Here is a 15,512-nt window from a genome sequence, read left to right as displayed (position 1 = left end):
GAAAAACAAAGAAAAGAACGAGGCAATCTTAACTTAAGTATTGCTGACATCAAAACTTTGTATCATGCTCATTTTCACTACGAATATTTATTAAAATATATCTCCGAAAAACCCGAAAAACAATTTTTATTCCCCGATATTCATACCATTATACCACCTGATATGATTCACATTACTTAAAATGTCACTCATATTGAAAAACCCGAAAAACAATTTTTATTCCCCGATACTCATACCATTATACCACCTGATATGATTCACATTACTTAAAATGTCAACCATATTGATGTTTAGCAAATTATCTTTATATGCTTGCATGCAAGCTTGTCTAAAAGGCAATTCCTAATCCAAAACGAAAGTCTACACGAATACCTTCATAATAAGGATTCTTGATAGGAAAGTTTGCATCTTGCTCAAAACGAACAACTTGTGTATAAGTTGGACCGTAGCTCATGTCTAAATATGAATAGCATCCCAAACGTAATTGCCAACCTAAACGTAGAGAATACTGTTGCACTTCACTAATGAATCTCGGACTTTTGTTAAGTGGGACATCTTGTAATTTTCCATATCTTATTTCCGCACTTAAGTACATTCCATCTAAATCTGAAAATTCTCTGCTTTGGTTAAAGCTTTGTCCATAGTAGTAGCGTAGCCCTGCTAAGTATTCATATCCATGCAGCCTAACCTCCGCTTTATTGTTTGTAGGGTGAATGTCCTCATACATTTTGTCAATCAAGCCTGCTTCTGCATAAATACTAATTGGGTTGTATATTTTCTGCTCAACACCTGCAATGTACTTGCCCATAAACATGCTGACCAAGTTAATTTTGAACATAAATGTTTCACGAGTTTTGCCACAGTCTAAGCACCATTCTTCTTCATATCCATCGCCCCTTACCGTATAACGGTACCAGCGACTTCTTCGAAAATCAGAATCGGAGAGCTTTTCTTCTGAATAAATAATACTATCCTTTTGTTGCGCCAAAATAGGAACTAAATTGACAAGACACAGGATTAAACTAAATACGAATTTATGTTTCATAAGCTTTTACTTTTGATGAAATTCTTTTTGCTCTAATTCTTGAATACGTTTTTCTATCCGTTCAATTTTGTTTTCTAATTCTTGAATACGTTTTTTTTCTTTTTGAAGTTTTGACTCAAGTTCTCTGCGGTTTTTATGAGGTTTTAGCTGATAAGTGTTCGGCTTTTTAGGCGAAGGTAATTCTTGGTCTGGGATAACAATAATTTCTTTTTTTCCGCGAGGCTTCTTGATAATGATCTTAACAGATTGGTTTCCTGACAATAAGCTATCTAACTTTAACTCACGCCGTATATCTTGAAGCCGATAAACTTCTATGGTTCTTTTTAAGTCTTCTTCTAATTTTCGGATACGGCGGTCAAATTCTTTTCCATCAAAGTAGAGGTAAATATCAGGAGTGCGAAATGAAGCAGGAGGTTCATGTGGAGTAACTGTTAGAGGTTCTTTTCCCCGCCAAGACCAAGAAAATATTCTCGGTCTGTAATCCGATTCTTCAATAGGTTCTTCTTGGTAAATTAAGCTATCCTGCTGTGCAAACATGCTTGCCGAGCAGAATAGCCATAAAGCCGCATAAAGTAGAGAGATGATGTTCTTTTTCATATTGCTACCCTCCTTTATTCAACTTCAATATCTCCGTGATTGACCGTGATCCTGATGACAGGTGCATTTTTAGATGCATTTTTGAATAACTTGTTCGAACTACGTACAAAATCTTTTTTTAGAGGTTCAGCTATCTCAATATCTGAAAAATGACCTGCGATATCAAAGCCATAGTCGCTAAGACTTTGTGCATTTTTAAACTCAATATCGGTATAATTGCTTACTATATTCACTTTTTGAGCATCTTTTATGCCCGTAATTTCTATCTCACTGTGATTAGCATTGAGGTTAATTTCGCCACTAAAATCCTGTATAGATATTTCTCCGTAATTAAAGTTACCTGTAAGATCCATATTTTCGGACTGGTTAATTTCAATTTTACCATAATTACTTGATATGTTGAACTTACCTGAACAGCCCTTTAAGGTTACATCACTATAATTTGTTCGTATTTCTGCTTTTTCTGATTGAGCTTGTGTTAGTTTAATTTCGGTGTAATCACATTGCAAGGTAAAGGGAGATTTTATTTTGTCAATCTGCACTTCCCCATAATTCTGTTTGACTGTAATAGGAATTTGAGTAGGTAGTTGTATCTCGTAAATGGTTTTAAGAAGTGAAGTAATTCTTTCGTTAATCTTATTTCTATCAATTTGATTTTTGATAACGATATCTTGCCCCTGCGTACTAATTTCGTACGTCAAAGCTTGTAGGTCTTTTTCTGCTTTTTCTCTTTGAGTATGCTTAGCAATTAAGCTTAACTTCAAATGAATTTGGTTATCTGTACTAGGCGAGAGTATTACTTTTGCTCTTTTAGCATCAATTTGTAAATTTTGATTGGGCTGCGCAGAAATTGACTTTTGGACTAACTTTGTTACTACTTGTACTTTACCTGGATTCGTAGTTTGAGCCACTACCAAAGTTGAAACACAGTACAAACTAAGCAGTATGATGCTTCTTGACATATTTCTGTTCAAGATGAACTTTATCATAAAGAGTAAATGTGCTTGAAAAAGGTTGGAAAATTTTTGAAGTGAGTTAAAAACTCACATAAAACACACTGATAATCAAATTTAGAAGATAAAAGTTTTATTTTCTTTTAAGAGTGAGTAGGATACTATGCAATTTTTCTATTTTTGCATGTATGGATAGAAAGCGCTCATTTGTTATAGTAAGCATAACACTTTTGCTCATCTCTTGCGGTGGAAAAAAGCAAAAAAACGAAATAGAGATGCAGTTTTTAGATGAAAAAAATTTTTCTTATCGTGCAGAGCAGTTTGCAGACCTGCAAGTACTTCGTTATAAGGTACCTGGGTTTGAGCAGCTCACTCCGAAGCAGAAAGAACTTGTATATTACTTGTATCAAGCAGCTTTGTCTGGAAGGGATATTATTTACGATCAGCACAATAAACACAACCTTGCTATTCGTAGAACCTTAGAGGGAATTTATACTACCTACAAAGGTAATAAAAATACCGAAGAGTACAAAAAATTTGTAGTCTATACCAAGCGAATATGGTTTTCTAATGGCATACACCACCATTATGCTAAGTACAAAATTATGCCTGAATTCAGTGAAGCTTACTTTGAGGAGCTTCTTAGAAATAGCGATCCCAAAGCACTGCCTATGCCCATAGATGAAATTCTTAAAAAAGTCAAGCCTGTTATGTTTGACCCCAATATTGACGCAAAAGGAGTGGATTTAGATCCTAACAAAGATGTCATTCAGGCTTCGGCAAACAATTTTTATGAAGGAGTAACTCAAAAAGAAGTAGAAGAATTTTACAGGTCTAAAGTCAATTCAAACGATCCCACGCCGCCTTCATACGGACTGAATTCCAAGTTAGTTAAAGAAAATGGAAAGTTAGTAGAAAAAGTATGGAAAGTAGGGGGAATGTACTCACCCGCAATTGAAAAAATTGTATATTGGTTAGAAAAAGCACTTACCGTTGCTGAAAATGATAAACAAAAGAAATGGCTTGAACTTTTGATAGAGTACTACAAAACAGGCGACTTAAAGAAGTTTGATGAATATAACATTGCTTGGGTGCAAGACACAGTGTCTCGTGTAGATGCTGTAAATGGATTTATTGAAGTTTATGGGGATGCGTTAGGATACAAAGGTTCTTTTGAATCTGTAGTGTCTTTCAGAGACATGGAAGCTACTAAAAGAATAGCTGCGATTAGCAAAGAAGCACAATATTTTGAGGACAACTCACCGATTATGCCTGAACACAAAAAGAAAAACGTGGTAGGTATCACTGCAAAAGTAATTACAGTTGTTACAGAATCAGGTGATGCTTCTCCTAGTACTCCAATTGGAATTAACCTACCTAATGCAGACTGGATACGCAAAAATCATGGCTCAAAATCTGTAAATTTAGGTAACATTGTAGATGCCTATAATTTTTCTTCAGCAGGAAGTGGCTTTTTAGAAGAGTTTGCATATAGTCAAGAGGAAATTGAATTAGAAAAAAAATATGGTGCTTTAGCTGACAATCTTCACACGGATATGCACGAAGTTATCGGACATGCATCAGGGCAGCTTAATCCAGGAAAGTCTACAGACATGCTCAAAAATTACGCATCCACTTTGGAAGAAGCCCGCGCAGACCTTGTGGCACTGTATTATTTGATGGATCAAAAACTGATAGACATTGGTGTTATGCCTAATTTCGACGTAGCTAAAGCAGGATACAACGACTATATCAGCAATGGACTTATGCGGCAATTGGTACGGCTAAAAGAAGGTGAAGACTTAGAAGAAGCCCACATGCGCAATAGACAGCTGGTTGCTTCATGGGTATACGAAAAAGGTAAAAAGGATAATGTGATTGAAAAAGTTAAAAAAGATGGTAAAACTTACTTTGTCATTCGAGATTACCAAAAACTCCGCAAATTATTTGGCGAACTGCTTCGTGAAATTCAAAGAATTAAATCCGAAGGGGATTATGAAGCCGCTAAAAAACTTGTAGAAACCTACGGCGTAAAAGTAGACAAAGAACTGCATAAAGAAGTATTAGAACGATACAAAAAGCTCAACCTTGCCCCTTACAGAGGTTTTATCAATCCTGTGCTTATTCCCGTAGAAAAAGATGGCAAAATTGTAGATGTACAAATCAAATACCCCGCAAATTTTGATGAGCAAATGCTGTATTACGCTAAACATTATTCTTTTTTACCTACTTACAACTAAACTATAAAAAATTTATTCGCCGTGTGTTCTCAATAGAAAAAACGAAAAATTTTGTATGGTCAAATTTATGTTTTACTTTTGCAGTCTAATTTGTTTTTGATTATGCCTAAAAGAACGTACCAGCCCCATAATCGTAAAAGGCGCAACAAGCATGGTTTCAGAGCGCGCATGGCAGATCGCAACGGCAGAAAGATATTAAAAGCTCGTAGAGCAAAAGGTCGCTATAAACTTACTGTCAGCTGCGAACATAGACACAAACACTAAAAATTTCTCAAGACTAAACTGCCATAGTTTTCAAGGCTATGGCAGTTTTACTTTCCATTGGCAAAGTGATTATTTTTGCTTCATGCGCAGGATTTTGCCTTCATTTATTACTATACTAAATGCTTGTTGCGGTTTAACGGCTATTTATGTCAATCATCCAATTTATAGTAGTATTTTGATACTTTTAGGAAGTATATGCGATGTTTTTGATGGACTTGCAGCGCGATGGCTACAAAGTCAAAGTGAAATAGGCAAACAATTAGACTCGCTTTCAGACGTTATTACATTTGGTTTAGCACCTTCTTATTTGATGTATCACCATATTTTTGTGTATAGCAGAGATAGCTTGTATTTAAGTTTGTTATCGTGCATAATATTGTCCATATTTGCGATTATTCGTTTGGCTACATTTAACGTAGATACTCGTCAAAAAGATGTTTTTATTGGTCTGCCTACGCCTGCGATGGCTTTATTTTTTATTGGACTTGTAGCTCACTATTATTATCAAAATGAGTGGCTGACAGAGATAAATGTTATGCGTTTTTTGCTCATTTTGCCTTTTCTTTTTGCGGTAATGATGATTTTACCTATTCCGATGCTATCTTTCAAAACTGTGAATGTGTATTGGATACCTATAATTTTGGCTACGCCTATTTTTTTGTATGCTTTTGGATGGGCTGGCTTATCTAGCACTATCATAGGATATATTTTAGTGTCTTCGGTTAAGTTTATCTTGGATAGATATACCTCAAACGCACAATGAAGCATTTAGAATAGATTTTACATCAATGAAAATTATTTTTGGATACAATAAAAAAGTATAATTTTGAATTATGAACGTAAGCCAAGCTTCAATATGGCTACTCACTCTCACACTGATGATTTTTTTGTCTTCCTGTGCCCATAAATCTTTTTTGGATGTACGCGAGCGAGTAGATTTTTCTCAAAAAAGAATTGCTTTGATGCAGATGCCTTCCGATGTAGAATATACCGTAAATGAACGCACTTTACAAAAATATCTTGGAAGTAAAGTGCCCAAAGAACAATACACGACCATTTTATCAGCTAACTACTTGACTGAACTTGCCAAGCAAATTCAAAAGCAGGTTAAAAAACAAAAAAAGTCTACCGTTGAAATAACTATTTTTCCTCCATTGGATAGTACTTTTATAGAAACATACACTAAACTAAAAAACCTTTTTTCAGAGCAAAAACCTTTTCAGCGCTTGGCTAAAATGAACTATGACTATTTAATTTTAGTCAAAACTGTGAAGTTTAATGCGAAAAAGAACCTTATTCCTGTGTATGGATATAAAAAAGATGAAGGTGCTTTCAACGAAAGGGAAAGAGTAATTATTGAAGGTGAAATACAAGTGTATGATGTTAAAAACAACACACTTATTATGTTGGGATTAGAAACAGGTATTTCTGAAATGCGTATATTGAACAAAAAGGGGGCTATTAGCAGTGCTTTACAAGATGTTACCAAGAGGACCTCAAAAGCTATTATTGCAGGTAGAAGCAAAGCGATGAAAAAATAAAGTAGAATTTTTATATTATTTTTTGGGCGTGCCCCTTGCTGACGCAAGGGTCGGGGCATTCCGCACTGCGCTTCGCTTCGGTGCTTCGCTAACGCTTCGCACTGCCTAACGGCATGCTCCATGCCCCTCACGCAGATAACCTTTGCAATTATGTCTTTACCTTGTGTGAGCTTGAAGTACAAGTACTTACAAGTTAAAACCTTGCATAACTTACAGAGAAATGAATTTTTCAGAGATCCCTTGCGTGAGGCATGCGGAGGGCGTGCGTTAGCACGGTGCGGAGCGAAGCGCAGCACCGAAGCGTTAGCGTAGCCCGTAGCACGCCGACCTTGCCCACACAAGCGCAAGCGAAGTGTGGGCAAGGGCACGCCCAAAAAAATATATCCACTAAAATTGACTATCATCTATCCCCGATAGCCAATTATATGCGTATCTCGTTACGGATTCAATAGTATTTTCATCAAATGGTGAGTTTAACTCTGCCAAAGCTACTAACTCTAAAAAAGATTTACTTCCGCCTGCTCGGCATAACCTCAAATAACTTTGCCAAGCCGCTTGCGGATTTTCTTGATACCACTTCCAATACTGCAAGGCACAAATTTGCGCTAAAGCATAATCTATGTAATAAAAAGGATTAGCATAAATATGGCTTTGTGCTTGCCATATTCCCCCTTCGCTCGCAAAGGGCATACCATCGTAGTCCCTATACGGAATGTATTTCTTTTCTAACTCTTGCCATGCTTCCTTGCGGTTTTTAGGCGTAAAACTCGGATTTTGATATACAATATGTTGAAACTCATCTACCATTGCAGCATAAGGTAAAAAAATTAACGCACTGCTAATATGGTCAAACTTAAATTTCGGCGTATCTTCCTTGAAAAAAAGCTCCATCCAATTCCAAGTGATGAATTCCATGCCCATAGAGTGAATTTCACAAGCTTCATAAGTGGGAAAATAATACTCGGGCAAAATTTGATTTCTACTGCAATAAACTTGAAAAGCATGCCCTGCTTCATGAGTAAGTACTTCTACGTCATGCGTAGTGCCGTTGAAGTTAGAAAAAATATATGGCGATTGATAAGCACTTAAATAAGTACAATAGCCCCCCGAAGCTTTACCTTTTCTATTAACTACATCCATTAATTCATGTTCTTGCATAAAAGTGAAGAATTCATTCGTTTCTTGCGATAATTCTCGATACATGGTTCTGCCTTGCTCTAATATCCAATCCTGGTTACCTTTGGGCGTGGGATTGCCCGACTTGAATTTTAATTTTTCATCATAAAAATAGAGCTTGTCTATGTTTAATCTTTTGCGCTTGCGCTCTTGTAGCTCTACCGCAATTGGCACTACATGCTTCTGAATATAATTGCGGTACAAAGCAACTTCTTTTTCTGTGTAGTCTACGCGCGAAAGCCTCAAATAAGCTAAATTGACAAAGTTGTTAAAACCTAATTTTTGGGCTATTTCTGTCCTTATGCTGACTAACCTGTCAAAAAGCTCATCCAACTTTTCTGCATGAGCTTCAAAAAATGAAAGGTAAGCCTTATGAGCATGTATGCGCCTATCTCGGTCAATATCCTGCATGAAAGGGGATAAACCTGTCAAATTGTACGTTTTACCTTCAAATTCTATTTGTGCCGATGCAATTAACTTGGTGTATTCACTAACTAACTGGTTTTCTTGTTGTAGCTGTTCTATAATACTGGCATCAAAGGTTTTGATGGCACATTCTGCCAAGCTAAAAATTTGCTTTCCGTAATAAGCTTTGAGCTGCTCGGCTAATGAGTGAGAGAGTAAAACTTTGTAAAACTCTATTACCCAGCCTTGATAAATAGGGTATTGGTGGTCAAAAAAGTCTTGTTCAGCTTGATAAATACTATTTTGAGTGTCCAAAGTGTAGCGAATAGATGCAATAGTAGCTAATGTTTCAAATTCTTGGCGAATTTTTGTAAGTTGGTTTATGTATTCGACTGCTTTTGAAAAGCTGCTTTCTGCTTTTATTTTGTCTAAAAGGTCAAAGAATTCTTTTTGTAGGGTAGGAATATCAGGTCTTTGATAAGGATATTCTGAAAATTTTAATGCCATGTATGCAAAATTATGCAGGTTAGTCTAAAAAACAAGTTAAAATGCTAATTTTACGGCATGTACACGGCATCATATTGGGAAGATAGTGCTTTTTGGCAAAAAAAATGGGATTTTATTATTGTAGGAAGCGGTATTGTGGGACTAATTACTGCCCACGAACTCAAAAATAAATATCCTGATGCAGATATTTTAGTTCTTGAAAGAGGTATTTTACCAATGGGCGCAAGTACTCGCAACGCAGGTGTAGCTTGTTTTGGTAGTATTTCTGAATTACTTCTACAAGAACAAGCAGAAAATCAATCCGCAATGTTAGATTTGGTAGCTTTGCGTTTCAATGGGTTAGAGAGGTTATTTGAGATAGTCAAAGGTAAAGATATTGAGTATCAAGCCACAGGGGGGTATGAAGTCTTTACACACGATGAAGAGAAAAAATACCAGTACTACCTTACTCAAATAGATAGAATTAACGCACTTTTAGAACCTATTACAAAATTGAAGCAAACCTACATTCCCAAAGATGAGGATATTGCTAAATTTGGCTTTCGGAATGTTGCGCACTTAATTTACAATCCTGCGGAAGGTTTAATACATTCAGGTAAGTTAGTTTTTACATTGTGGAAAATTGCCCAAGAAATGGGAATATTCGTTTGGAATCAAATAGAAGTACAAGAGATTATACCTGATTCTGATTATGTGCAAATTAAGCTCAAAGAGCATTTGTTGTATGCGTCTAAGGTTATTGTGGCGACTAATGCTTTTGCAAAAAAGCTTTTACCTAACATAGATGTAGTACCTGGCAGGGGTCAAGTTTGTATAACTAAGCCTATTCCAAATTTGCGATTGAAAGGGGCATTTCATTATCAAGAGGGGTACTTTTATTTTAGAAATGCGGATAATAATAGGGTTTTAATAGGAGGTGGGCGAAACTTAGACTTCAAAAGAGAAGAAACCTACGAATTTGGTTTTACAGAATTAGTCCAAAATACGCTTATTACACTACTCAAAGAGATGATACTGCCTGATACAAAGTTTGAAATTGAATATTGGTGGTCAGGAATTATGGGTTTTGGGCAAGAAAAAGCTCCAATTATTCAAGAAGTTATGCCTAATGTGTACTGTGCCGTACGAATGTCAGGAATGGGAGTGGCTATTGGTAGTAAAGTAGCACAGAGAGTAGCGAGTTTGGTATAAATGTAGTTTTCAATGGTAAAAAATATGAACTAATTTTGTAGATTGAGTATGTAGTAGTAGGAAAGTACAGTCAGAGCTGCGGTTTCTGTTCGCAAACGATGATTGCCCAATGAAATAGCTATTAAACCTTTTTCTATTGCTTTTTTAACTTCATTTTGTGTAAAATCTCCTTCGGGACCAATACATATCCAAAAGGTATCTGCATCTTTTGGTTTTTGAACTGAGTACAAAAATTGTTTAGGTATTTCATTTCCGCAATATCCTATCACGCCACTCAAATGTGGGTTTTTGTCTATCCATTCTTGAAAAGGGATTATTTCATAGATAGTAGGCAAAAAATATCTCAAAGATTGCTTCATGGCTGCTACGGCTATGCGTCGCATGCGTTCTACTGAAATAGTTTTTCTTTCAGAGTGTGAGGTAATAACCCACTGAACTTGGCTGATTCCTAACTCAACTGCTTTTTCTAGTAGCCACTCCATTCGGTCTATACTTTTAGTCGGTGCTACACACAACCCCACTTGAAAAGGTAAAACATGCTTGGATTGCTTTTGAATGTATGCTTGTACTACATTTCTTCTTTTATCTATTGCGGTAATAATACATTCGTACGCTGTACCCATTCCATCAGTAGCATATATGGGTTCATTTATCGTTTTACGAAGAGATTTAAGGCAATGGATAGCTTCCTCATGATGAAGGTATAAGTAAGGGGGTTGTATATCTGTGGCATAAAACAAATCCATAAATTTTATACGGCTATGTTATTCTCACGTAAAGCTTCATTGAGAGAGGTTTTTAGGTCTGTACTAGGCTTACGTTTGCCGATAATAAGACTACAAGGTACGTGATATTCACCTGCGGGAAATTTTTTAGGAATGCTACCTGGAATGACCACAGAGCGTTCAGGGACGTAGCCTTTGTATTCTACAGGGGTATCCCCTGTAACATCAATAATTTTTGAGGAAGCGGTAAGTACCACATTAGCACCCAAAACGGCTTCTTTACCTACTCTTACGCCTTCTACTATAATGCATCGGCTACCAATAAAAGCACCATCTTCAATAATAACAGGGCTAGCTTGTACAGGTTCTAATACACCTCCAATTCCTACTCCCCCCGATAAATGGACATTCTTACCTATCTGCGCACAAGAACCAACTGTTGCCCAAGTGTCTACCATAGTATTTTCATCTACATAAGCCCCTATATTGACAAAAGATGGCATTAAAATTACGTTTTTGGCAATGTAGCTGCCATATCTTGCCACAGAACCCGGTACAGCCCTAACACCTTTTTCCTTGAAGTTTTTATGAAGATCAATTTTGTCATAATATTCTAATATGCCATTTGTCATAACTCTTGTTTCTTGAATGGGAAAATAGAGTATAACAGCCTTTTTGACCCACTCATTAACTTTCCAGTTGCCGTCGGGGGTAGGTTCGGCTACACGTAATTGACCTAATGTAAGTTTGTCTATAACTTCTATTATTGCATTTTTGACTTCCTGGCTTTGAAGTAGAGTACGGTCTTGCCAAGCCTCTTCTATTATTTCTTTCATAAATATGTGCAAAAGTAGTGTTTATATGATTATCATAAAATTTCTTTTGTTCTTTGTTTGAGAATGTAAAGGGCTTCTTTCAAGGTATGGGGAGTGTATCCAATTTCTAATTGCGATTTTAGAATGATGAATCCTGTTTTAGGTGGTCTTTGTGCAGGCTGGTTAAGTTTTTTTGAGCTAATCGGCTGAATATATGACTTATGCAAACCCCATACATCAGCTATCATCTGGGCAAATTCATATACAGAACACATTTCTGCGCCTGATATGTGGTAGATACCTGTTTTTTGTTGATGAGCTAAGTGTATAATTGCTCGGGCTAAGTCATCTACGAAAGTAGGTGTACGGTATTGATCATTGACAACGTGTATAGTTTGTTCGTTTTTCAGGTTTTGCACTACCCAAGAAAGAATGTTATTTCTGCGCATGCCTAAGTGATAACCATAGACTAATACCGTTCTTACAATCGTCCATGGGATAAGACTTGCTTGTACCATTTGTTCGGCTATGAGTTTAGTATTTCCATAGTAAGAAAGGGGATTAGGTGTATCTTTTTCCTGGTAAGGTCCATTTTTGCCGTCAAAAACAAAGTCTGTAGATAGAAAAATAAAGTGTGATTTAATTTGCTCGGCAAGTTGTAAAAGGTTTTTTGTAGCTTCTACGTTAAGTTTGTAGCATTGTGCTTTATTTTGTTCGCATTGATCTACTTGGGTCATAGCCGCGGTATGTATGATAATATCGGGCTGAATTTTAAGTATGCGGCTTTTCAATTTTTGCAGGTCAGTTATATCTACATTGTAATAAGTGAAGTGGTCTATGTCATATTCTATTCGGTTTTTACCTTTGGATAGACCGTATACCTTAAAGTAAGCATCTTTAGTTAGGTAGTAAACTAAACTTTGTCCTAATAGTCCGTTTGTGCCTGTAACTAAAACCTTTTTAAGCCATTTCATCAAGACTCGTATAGTTTGAGTGCATTTTTGATGTTGTAAATAAGATCGTCTTTATCCCAGGGTTTGCGCAAGCAAGCATATAGGTTAGCATGTTCTAGCGCATTTCTTATTGCACTTTCTTCGGCATGACCTGTAAGCATTATAGTAGCTACATGAGGGTATTTTTTATGAAGCTGTATTAAAAATTCATCGCCTTTCATACCTGGCATTAGCCAATCAGAGATAATAAGCACCATTTCTATTTCGTTTTGCAGGTTATCAATAACCTCCCATGCTTCTTCCGCACTTTGTGCTATTTCATACAAAAATTGATTGCCTAGACCATTTTGTAGCTGTTGTATTAGGCTACTGAGTACAATTTTTTCATCATCTACGCAAAGAATGAGTTTTCTTTTCATAAGATAAAAAATAATAGCGAATATAATGAATTTTGAGTAACTTAATGAAGTTTTTCGGTGTAAAATCTTGAAAAAATTTTGGGTGGAAAACACTTTTTTGTGCCATTTTTATTACACTTTATCAAGTTTGCAGAACAAAAGTTAGCTTTTTCTGCGTGAGGCATGCGAAGGGCGTGCGTTAGCACGGTGCGCAGCGAAGCGAAGCACCGAAGCGATAGCGCAGCCCGTAGCACGCCGACCTTGCCCACACAAGCGCAGCGAAGTGTGGGCAAGGGCACGCCCAAAAAATTAAAAATCAGAAAAATAAAACTTTCTCTGCCACAATAGACTTTTATTCTAAATGCATCAGACACCAAGTTTGGTTATTCATTATCTTGTAAAATCTCTTCAATTACTTCCTCGTTTGAATCAGACTTAGCTTGCCCAAAAGCCTTTTGTTTCATATCCAGCAACTTACCATTACCGTCAAAACGAAAGTAGTACCGCATTTTAGCGGTTTTATCCACGGCAATTACGTGATAGCGTATTTCATTATTTCTTTGCAAAAGAGTATGTTTTTCTACTCGTTTAATTTCTGCATTAGCGGCTTTGGCTTTTATCTCTGAAAGCATATTTTGATTAAGTAAATTTTCTTTACCAATCTCAATAGTACGAAGTAATTTGCCGTCATTTGCGTAAAGGGCAGCACTACGTACTCCATTTGTAGTAAAGCCTACTCGAAAAAGTTCTCTTTTAGGAGCTTTATGCCAAACTACTTCGGTTGCCCCTGGATAAGCAGATTTGAACGCATTTAGCACAGCAGCAGGAACAGCACTTTCAGGTATGCCTTTTTTAGCTTGTTTTAAGTTATTTTGAGCAATAGACGCTAGTAACGATAAAACTGTAAAACCGATTACAAAAACAACCTTTTTCATATTTCAATGCTTGACAAACTCAATTTAGGAATTTAAGATAGGTTTTATACTGTAAATCGCATTGTTTTGTTTAAATTCTTGCGTAAGAAATTCTACAGTTTGTTGAGCTAAAATACTGACAGCTTCGCTGGGCTGTTTAAGCGGATGTGTAATTCCAAAAGTGTGGTTAGTACCTTCTATCAAAACTAAAACCGTTGGGAGCTGGTTATTATCCCTGATGGTGTAAATATCTTGACTTTGCGTGTAGGATACTGTTTCATCTTCAATGCCATGAAAGAGCAGTATAGGTATATGTAAGGATTGCGCAGCTTGGCGAATATTGAGTGCAGTATCCTTATATTGTACAATTTCTTGATAAAGCGCTTTACCTACACGTAGTACTTGTCCATTTCGCCCATTGATAACCTCTAAATAACCTTGATTTTTCCAAATTTCCATGTCAGATGGGCTAAACTTATCTATTTGGGCTATGGTTGCATAAGTAACTACCTTTTTTACTTGGCTTTCTTTTAACTTTGATGCGGTTAAGAGAGCAATACCTCCTCCTCTACTATGTCCGATAAGATAAATTTCCTGTGCTTTTTTGCCAAAATATCCTGATTGGGCTGCGCCTATCATTTGAGTTAGGTCTTGTATTTCTTTTGTGTAGGTGTTCTGTTCAAATTTTTCAAGGTCTGAAATTTCTTGCTCGCCTGGTTTTACGCCGTTATGAGAAAAGTTAAAAGTAACCACCTGAATATCGGAGTGTGTGGCGATATAGTTTGCAATGTATGGTATAAAGCCCCAATCTTTAAATCCCTTGAAGCCATGTAGGATAAAAGCGACTTTGTGGCTAGGTTCGCCGTATGTACTATGTTCTAATACTTTTGTGTTTTCCATGCTCTAAAATAGAATTTTTTAGTTGATTCTGTATCGTAAAAAATAATTTCTTGATATTGAGCCATGTAAAAACTAAAGCTTGCTTTGTGAGGTAAAGTTACTGTAACTTTGCAGTCCCTTTTTTGAGCGCGTGTAATACGTGTGCAGAAGTGGAGCGCAGCCAGCTCCTTCGTAACCAGGCCAGGGTCGAAAGACAGCAACCATACGAGGTTGAGCGGCGTGACGCTCCACTACTGCATTTTAAGTAGTGAAACTTTTTTCATTATCTTTGCTTTGTCTAAATAATAAGTTAATCAACCATTCCAGCTATGTACGATCCCCGATTAGTGCAGCCCATGCGTCAAGAATTGGTAGACGCAGGCTTTGAGGAACTACTCACACCCGAACAGGTAGAAGCCGTAATGAGTCAAAAAAAAGGAACTATTTTTTTGGTCATCAACTCGGTTTGTGGATGTGCAGCAGGTAGTGCAAGACCTGGAGTTAGATATGCTTTGCAACGTGCCAAAGTAAAACCTGATAGATTAGTTACCGTTTTTGCAGGACAAGACAAAGCTGCTACCGAAAAGGCAAGAGAATATCTTGTTCCCATTCCGCCCTCTTCACCTTCTATGTACTTATTCAAAGATGGTAAGTTAGTCCATGTCATTGAAAGAAGGCATATAGAAGGTACATTGCCCGAAGTTATAGCGGACAATTTAGTAGGTGCTTTTGAAATGTACTGCGGATAGTCAAAATTGAAGCAGACTTGGATGTTTGCATGTTGAGTTTATCTTTTTACACAAAAGACAAATTCTAATTTTATTTTTTTGGGCGTGCCCTTGTGGGCGTTTCGCTTGCGCTCATGCCCACAAGGTCGGCGTGCTACGGGCTACGCTATCGCTTCGGGGC

20 protein-coding genes and 1 other RNA gene are annotated in these 15,512 nt (G+C 36.8%); 11 read left to right on the top strand and 10 right to left on the bottom strand.

Annotated elements, in window-relative coordinates; all coding sequences use genetic code 11:
* The coding region (locus NZ519_02570) for a hypothetical protein (protein ID MCS7027625.1) at positions 1-180 on the top strand (180 nt) is incomplete at its 5' end.
* A gap of 148 nt (positions 181-328) precedes the next feature.
* Here NZ519_02570 and NZ519_02565 read toward each other — a convergent pair.
* The 3 genes from NZ519_02565 to NZ519_02555 are packed head-to-tail and all read right to left on the bottom strand — an operon-like array spanning position 329 to position 2,631.
* On the bottom strand, positions 329-1,045 hold the full coding sequence (locus tag NZ519_02565; GenBank protein MCS7027624.1) for a hypothetical protein: 717 nt from the start codon (positions 1,043-1,045) through the stop codon (positions 329-331).
* 6 nt (positions 1,046-1,051) lie between these two features.
* Positions 1,052-1,642, bottom strand: coding sequence for a hypothetical protein (locus tag NZ519_02560; GenBank protein ID MCS7027623.1), 591 nt, complete (start codon positions 1,640-1,642; stop codon positions 1,052-1,054).
* A 14-nt stretch (positions 1,643-1,656) separates the two neighbouring features.
* Positions 1,657-2,631: a DUF4097 domain-containing protein gene (locus NZ519_02555; GenBank protein MCS7027622.1), complete on the bottom strand. Its 975-nt coding sequence runs from the start codon at positions 2,629-2,631 to the stop codon at positions 1,657-1,659.
* 152 nt (positions 2,632-2,783) lie between these two features.
* Here NZ519_02555 and NZ519_02550 point away from each other — a divergent pair, with 152 nt between their 5' ends.
* From NZ519_02550 to NZ519_02525, 6 genes are all read left to right on the top strand, one after another.
* Positions 2,784-4,835, top strand: a complete 2,052-nt coding sequence (locus NZ519_02550; protein MCS7027621.1) for a dipeptidyl peptidase 3 — start codon at positions 2,784-2,786, stop codon at positions 4,833-4,835.
* A gap of 102 nt (positions 4,836-4,937) precedes the next feature.
* Positions 4,938-5,099 (top strand): 50S ribosomal protein L34, encoded by a 162-nt coding sequence (rpmH, locus tag NZ519_02545; GenBank protein ID MCS7027620.1) that lies wholly within the window; start codon positions 4,938-4,940, stop codon positions 5,097-5,099.
* A gap of 82 nt (positions 5,100-5,181) precedes the next feature.
* Positions 5,182-5,862 (top strand): CDP-diacylglycerol--serine O-phosphatidyltransferase, encoded by a 681-nt coding sequence (pssA, locus tag NZ519_02540; protein ID MCS7027619.1) that lies wholly within the window; start codon positions 5,182-5,184, stop codon positions 5,860-5,862.
* 70 nt (positions 5,863-5,932) lie between these two features.
* Positions 5,933-6,640 carry a hypothetical protein gene (locus NZ519_02535; protein ID MCS7027618.1) on the top strand — a complete coding sequence of 236 codons (708 nt, stop codon included), beginning with the start codon at positions 5,933-5,935 and terminating at the stop codon, positions 6,638-6,640.
* A 120-nt stretch (positions 6,641-6,760) separates the two neighbouring features.
* Complete coding sequence (locus NZ519_02530; protein MCS7027617.1) at positions 6,761-6,952, top strand: hypothetical protein; 192 nt, start codon at positions 6,761-6,763, stop codon at positions 6,950-6,952.
* The gene (locus NZ519_02525) at positions 6,892-7,092 is read left to right on the top strand and encodes a hypothetical protein (GenBank protein MCS7027616.1); all 201 of its coding nucleotides are present in this window, start codon (positions 6,892-6,894) and stop codon (positions 7,090-7,092) included. Before NZ519_02530 ends, NZ519_02525 begins: the two co-directional genes overlap by 61 nt.
* Here NZ519_02525 and NZ519_02520 read toward each other — a convergent pair.
* Complete coding sequence (locus tag NZ519_02520; protein ID MCS7027615.1) at positions 7,028-8,728, bottom strand: M3 family oligoendopeptidase; 1,701 nt, start codon at positions 8,726-8,728, stop codon at positions 7,028-7,030. The two genes, NZ519_02525 and NZ519_02520, sit on opposite strands and share 65 nt — an antisense overlap.
* Positions 8,729-8,785: 57 nt before the next feature.
* On the opposite strand from NZ519_02520, the gene NZ519_02515 reads away from it, so the two are divergent.
* Positions 8,786-9,919: an FAD-binding oxidoreductase gene (locus NZ519_02515; protein MCS7027614.1), complete on the top strand. Its 1,134-nt coding sequence runs from the start codon at positions 8,786-8,788 to the stop codon at positions 9,917-9,919.
* A 29-nt stretch (positions 9,920-9,948) separates the two neighbouring features.
* On the opposite strand, the gene NZ519_02510 is transcribed toward NZ519_02515, so the two are convergent.
* The 4 genes from NZ519_02510 to NZ519_02495 are packed head-to-tail and all read right to left on the bottom strand — an operon-like array spanning position 9,949 to position 12,831.
* Entirely contained in the window at positions 9,949-10,665 is a 717-nt protein-coding gene (locus NZ519_02510) for a 16S rRNA (uracil(1498)-N(3))-methyltransferase (GenBank protein ID MCS7027613.1), read from the bottom strand.
* A gap of 5 nt (positions 10,666-10,670) precedes the next feature.
* Positions 10,671-11,480 carry a 2,3,4,5-tetrahydropyridine-2,6-dicarboxylate N-succinyltransferase gene (locus NZ519_02505; protein ID MCS7027612.1) on the bottom strand — a complete coding sequence of 270 codons (810 nt, stop codon included), beginning with the start codon at positions 11,478-11,480 and terminating at the stop codon, positions 10,671-10,673.
* A gap of 32 nt (positions 11,481-11,512) precedes the next feature.
* Positions 11,513-12,433, bottom strand: coding sequence for a dTDP-4-dehydrorhamnose reductase (gene rfbD, locus NZ519_02500; protein ID MCS7027611.1), 921 nt, complete (start codon positions 12,431-12,433; stop codon positions 11,513-11,515).
* Entirely contained in the window at positions 12,433-12,831 is a 399-nt protein-coding gene (locus tag NZ519_02495) for a response regulator (protein MCS7027610.1), read from the bottom strand. The genes rfbD and NZ519_02495 overlap by 1 nt, the downstream gene beginning before the upstream one ends.
* A gap of 162 nt (positions 12,832-12,993) precedes the next feature.
* On the opposite strand from NZ519_02495, the gene NZ519_02490 reads away from it, so the two are divergent.
* Positions 12,994-13,158, top strand: coding sequence for a hypothetical protein (locus NZ519_02490; GenBank protein MCS7027609.1), 165 nt, complete (start codon positions 12,994-12,996; stop codon positions 13,156-13,158).
* Between the two features lie 35 nt (positions 13,159-13,193).
* On the opposite strand, the gene NZ519_02485 is transcribed toward NZ519_02490, so the two are convergent.
* The gene (locus NZ519_02485; protein MCS7027608.1) at positions 13,194-13,745 is read right to left on the bottom strand and encodes a hypothetical protein; all 552 of its coding nucleotides are present in this window, start codon (positions 13,743-13,745) and stop codon (positions 13,194-13,196) included.
* A gap of 24 nt (positions 13,746-13,769) precedes the next feature.
* A complete protein-coding gene (locus NZ519_02480) occupies positions 13,770-14,624 on the bottom strand; it encodes an alpha/beta hydrolase (GenBank protein ID MCS7027607.1) in 855 nt (284 codons plus the stop codon).
* Between the two features lie 143 nt (positions 14,625-14,767).
* Between NZ519_02480 and ffs the strand changes: the two genes are divergently transcribed.
* Together ffs and NZ519_02470 are read left to right on the top strand one after the other, a co-directional pair.
* An RNA gene (gene ffs, locus NZ519_02475) (signal recognition particle sRNA small type) lies at positions 14,768-14,867 on the top strand.
* Between the two features lie 65 nt (positions 14,868-14,932).
* Positions 14,933-15,352: a BrxA/BrxB family bacilliredoxin gene (locus NZ519_02470; GenBank protein ID MCS7027606.1), complete on the top strand. Its 420-nt coding sequence runs from the start codon at positions 14,933-14,935 to the stop codon at positions 15,350-15,352.
* Positions 15,353-15,512 lie beyond the last annotated feature (160 nt).

It is taken from the genome of Bacteroidia bacterium, from assembly GCA_025056095.1.
Classification (GTDB): Bacteria; Bacteroidota; Bacteroidia; order JANWVE01; family JANWVE01; genus JANWVE01.
The sequence above is the reverse complement of the archived record's forward strand: the minus strand, read 5'-3'. Positions and strand labels throughout refer to the sequence as shown.